Source organism: Actinomycetota bacterium, from assembly GCA_035759705.1.
Taxonomy (GTDB): Bacteria; Actinomycetota; CADDZG01; order JAHWKV01; family JAHWKV01; genus JAJCYE01.
Genome location: DASTUJ010000218.1, coordinates 1 through 3,626, shown reverse-complemented (window position 1 = coordinate 3,626; position 3,626 = coordinate 1). Strand labels below are relative to the sequence as shown.

Here is a 3,626-nt window from a genome sequence, read left to right as displayed (position 1 = left end):
AGCAGCGTGCTCTGGGTCAGGCTCAGGCGCTGGTCCTGGGCCTCCTGGGCGAGCCACTCGGTGGTGGCGATATCGGCCGGCGGGTAGAGAAAGAAGCGGCCGAACTGAAGCTCGCCGGTCCGGAGCACGTCCTTCTCCATGCTCTCGAAGGCGGCGCTCAGCGGCTCGCGTGCTTTCAGGTCGGAGAGCAGCTCCAGGTCGTCGAAGCTGGCTGCCTCCCAGCCGTGCCTGGCGAGGTCCTTTTTTATCGCCCGTTGGAGGGCCTCCGGGCTGGGGGCCAGGCCCATAACGTGGACGAACCCTCCGCCGGCGCTGTCGCCGAACATCCGCAGCCAGTCGGTGTTGCCGGGTGAGTCTGGGTGAACGTCCACCAGGACGATCCAGAACCGGTCGCTGCTCACGGCGTCGGGCGCCTTTCGAGGTGCGGCGACAATCCCAACGAACGGCCCTCCCGGTCAAAGCCAAGGGTCACGGATTTTTCGCGACCGATACATCTTCTGCCTGAATCGACGCAAATCTACCCTTATCTTTAGAAGATGCCGGAACTTCCTGAGGTAGAGATCACGGCTCGCCTGCTGGGCGACGCTGTGGCGGGGGCCGAGGTGGAGTCGGCGCAGGCCACCGGCATCAGCACCCTGAAGAGCTACGACCCGCCGCTGAGCGCCCTCGCCGGCCGCAGGGTCACCGGCATGCGCCGCCGGGGAAAACATCTCGTCGTCGACTTCGAAGGCGAGCTCTGCATGCTGATCCACCTCATGTCGGCCGGCCGGTTCCAGCTGTTCGACAAGCGGGGATCGATCCGAGACAAGACCTCAAGGCTGCTGATCCGGCTCAGCGACGGCCGGGAGCTCCGGTTGAGGGAGTTCGGGACCCGCCAGTCCTGCTGGGCAAAGCTGCTGCCCGCAGAAGCCCTGGATGCCGAGCCGGCGGTCGCCACCCTGGGGCCGGAGGCCTGGCCCGACCCACCGCCTTTCGGCCCGCTGCTGAGTTACCCGCGTCCGCTGAACAGCCTTCTTCGTGACCAGAAGGTGATCGCCGGGATCGGAAGGAGCTGGGCGGATGAGATCCTGCACCGGGCGATGCTTTCGCCGTTCAAGAGGGGGGACGACCTCACAGAGGAGGAAGCCGAGGCGCTTCGGGAGGCCACGGTGAGCATCCTCGGAGGCGCCATCGAGCACTACACCAACGTCCTGAATGTGCCGATCCCCGACAAGCTGCCGCTGCCGCTGACGGTCCACCACCACATCGGCGAGCCGTGCCCCAGGTGCGGAACCCCGATCCAGGCGGTCCACTTCGAGGACCACGACATGTGCTACTGCCCGGCGTGCCAAACGGGCGGCAGGTCGTTGAAGGACCGCAGGCTGTCCCGGCTGCTGAAGTGAGCGAGGCACGGGCTTTGGCAGGTGCAGCGTACCTCCCGATAACTTTGCAGTCCCCACGTCCGCCGTTGACGGTTCAGATAGCCGCCGGCGTTCTTCGCACTCGGCGGGAGGGGAAAGGTTCGTCGAAAGGTTCAACGTGACTTTCGGCGGCCCTAGGTTTATTGAGTTCCCTCAAAGTCTTGGACCTCGCCATGAGCCCGGAGGCCGAAAGAAGGCGTTTGGCCGAAGGTATGAGAAAGGGGCGCTTTTAGGCCGCAGGGACCGGAGCTCGCAACTTCGTAGCCAGCACGGCCAGCGCCACCAGCGCCAGCCCTGCCGACACCCAGAACACGCTCCGCACGCCGGCGTACTCCGCAACGACGCCCAGGGTCAGCGGCCCCACTCCGAAGGCCACGTCGACGAACGCGGTGAAGCTGCCTATGACCGAGCTTCGCTCCGACTGAACGGCTCCCGCCAGCGCCAGGCTGATCAGCGCAGGGAAGCACAGTGCCTGACCGATGCCGAAGATCCCTGCGCTTAGAAAGAGCACCCAGGGTTCGGTGGCGGTTCCCATCAAAACCAGACCGGCCGCCGACACGACCGTAGAGATGCTCGCCGAGCGTCGGGCGCCGAGGATGTCCGGGATGCGTGCCCCGATGCTGCGGATCAGGATGATCACCACAGCGTAGGTGAGGAACACGAACCTCGAACCGCCCATCCCGATTTGCCGGGCGAACAGTGGGACGAACGAGGAGAATCCGGCGAACCCCCAGATCGTCAGGGCCAGGATGGTCCCAGGCAGGACCGCCTTCGGGTGCAGCAACCGAAACGGCGCTATCTCGGGGGAGTCCTCCAGCTTGGCGTCGGGCATCTTCAGCGCGATCAGCACTGCAAGCGCCGCCAGCAGCCCGGAACCGATCCACACGCCCGAGAAGCTGCTTGCCTCCAGCAGGGTCTCTCCGAGCAGTGGTCCCAGGCCGATACCGAGGAACACTGCCAGGGAGAAGAAGCTGACCGCCTCCCCCCGGCGGGCCTCCGGAGCGATGTCGGCTATCGCCGTAGCGGCGCCGGTGAAGAAGAATGCTTCGCCGACTCCGTTCAACAGCCGGAGCATCCCGATCACCGGCAGGCTCTCGGCCAGGGTGTACCCGAAGATCGAGACGGCAGCGATCGCTCCGCCCCCCAGCACCAGCAACCTCCGGCCCCGGGTGTCGCCCAACCGCCCGGCAACCGGCCGCAGGATGATCGCCGAGACGCTGAAGACCCCCGCCACCAGGCCGACGTCGAACTCGCTGCCGGCCATCGGCCCGGTGACGAACAGCGGCAGGATCGGGATGATCATGCCGATCGACACGAAGTAGGCCAGGCAGGAAAAGCTGATCAACAGGAACTGCGGTGTGACCAGCCGGGGCCTTTGGGGGGTGGCTCCCCTCAACGAGCCGCCGTCTTCAAGCCGACATCGACCACCTCGGCGTTCGCCAGCGCCTTGTCGACCAGCGCCGGGATGTCCAGGGCGGTCTCCGCCTGCCGGACGTCCGCCTGCCTGACTGCTGTGCTCACGTTACGGGGGATGAACAGCACGCAGCAGTCCATGTGGGGCTGGATGGAGATCTCGTAGGTGCCGATCAGCTTGCCCGTGGCCTCGATCTCCAGCTTGTCGAACCCGATCAGCGGGCGAAGCACCGGCAGGGTCTCGACGACCTCGCCGATTGAGGTCAGGTTGGGCAGCGTCTGTGAGGCCACCTGCCCCAGGCACTCCCCGGTGACCAGTGCCTGGGCCCCCTCACGTTTGGCGAGGGCCTCGGCGATCCGCATCATCATGCGGCGGTAGAGCACGATCCTGAGCTCCTGGGGGGCCGACAGGACGATCTCGGACTGGATGTCGCCGAATTGGATCATCCACAGCTTGGAACGCAGCGTCCAGGGCGCCAGGTGCCGCGCCAGGCGGGTGGCCTGCCGGGCGCTCGACGGGTCGGCGAACGGCTGGCCGTGGAAGTGGACGAAGTCGACATCGGACCCCCGGCGGGCCATGCGCCACGCGGCCACCGGCGAGTCGATGCCGCCAGAGAGCAGCGCCAGCACCTTGCCCGACGTCCCGACCGGAAGGCCTCCCGGACCGGGGATCTTCTGAGAGTAGAAGTAGGCCCGGTTCCCGGTCAGCTCGATGTAGCAGGTCCAGTCCGGCTTCCCGAGGTCAACCCGGGCGCCCGTGGCCTGCTGGATGGCCGACCCGACTGCGATGTTGATGTCGAGCGATTTGGTCTC

General features: G+C 66.5%; 4 protein-coding genes. 1 reads left to right on the top strand and 3 read right to left on the bottom strand.

Annotation, left to right across the window (positions count from 1 at the left end):
- The coding region (locus VFV09_15410) for a hypothetical protein (protein ID HEU4869098.1) at positions 1-401 on the bottom strand (401 nt) is incomplete at its 3' end.
- A gap of 135 nt (positions 402-536) precedes the next feature.
- Here VFV09_15410 and VFV09_15405 point away from each other — a divergent pair.
- Positions 537-1,382: a DNA-formamidopyrimidine glycosylase family protein gene (locus tag VFV09_15405; GenBank protein ID HEU4869097.1), complete on the top strand. Its 846-nt coding sequence runs from the start codon at positions 537-539 to the stop codon at positions 1,380-1,382.
- A 247-nt stretch (positions 1,383-1,629) separates the two neighbouring features.
- Here VFV09_15405 and VFV09_15400 read toward each other — a convergent pair whose 3' ends face one another.
- Positions 1,630-2,796 carry an MFS transporter gene (locus tag VFV09_15400; GenBank protein HEU4869096.1) on the bottom strand — a complete coding sequence of 389 codons (1,167 nt, stop codon included), beginning with the start codon at positions 2,794-2,796 and terminating at the stop codon, positions 1,630-1,632.
- A partial coding sequence (gene thiI / locus VFV09_15395) for a tRNA uracil 4-sulfurtransferase ThiI (protein ID HEU4869095.1) occupies positions 2,793-3,626 on the bottom strand: 834 nt, incomplete at its 5' end. The genes thiI and VFV09_15400, both read right to left, overlap by 4 nt.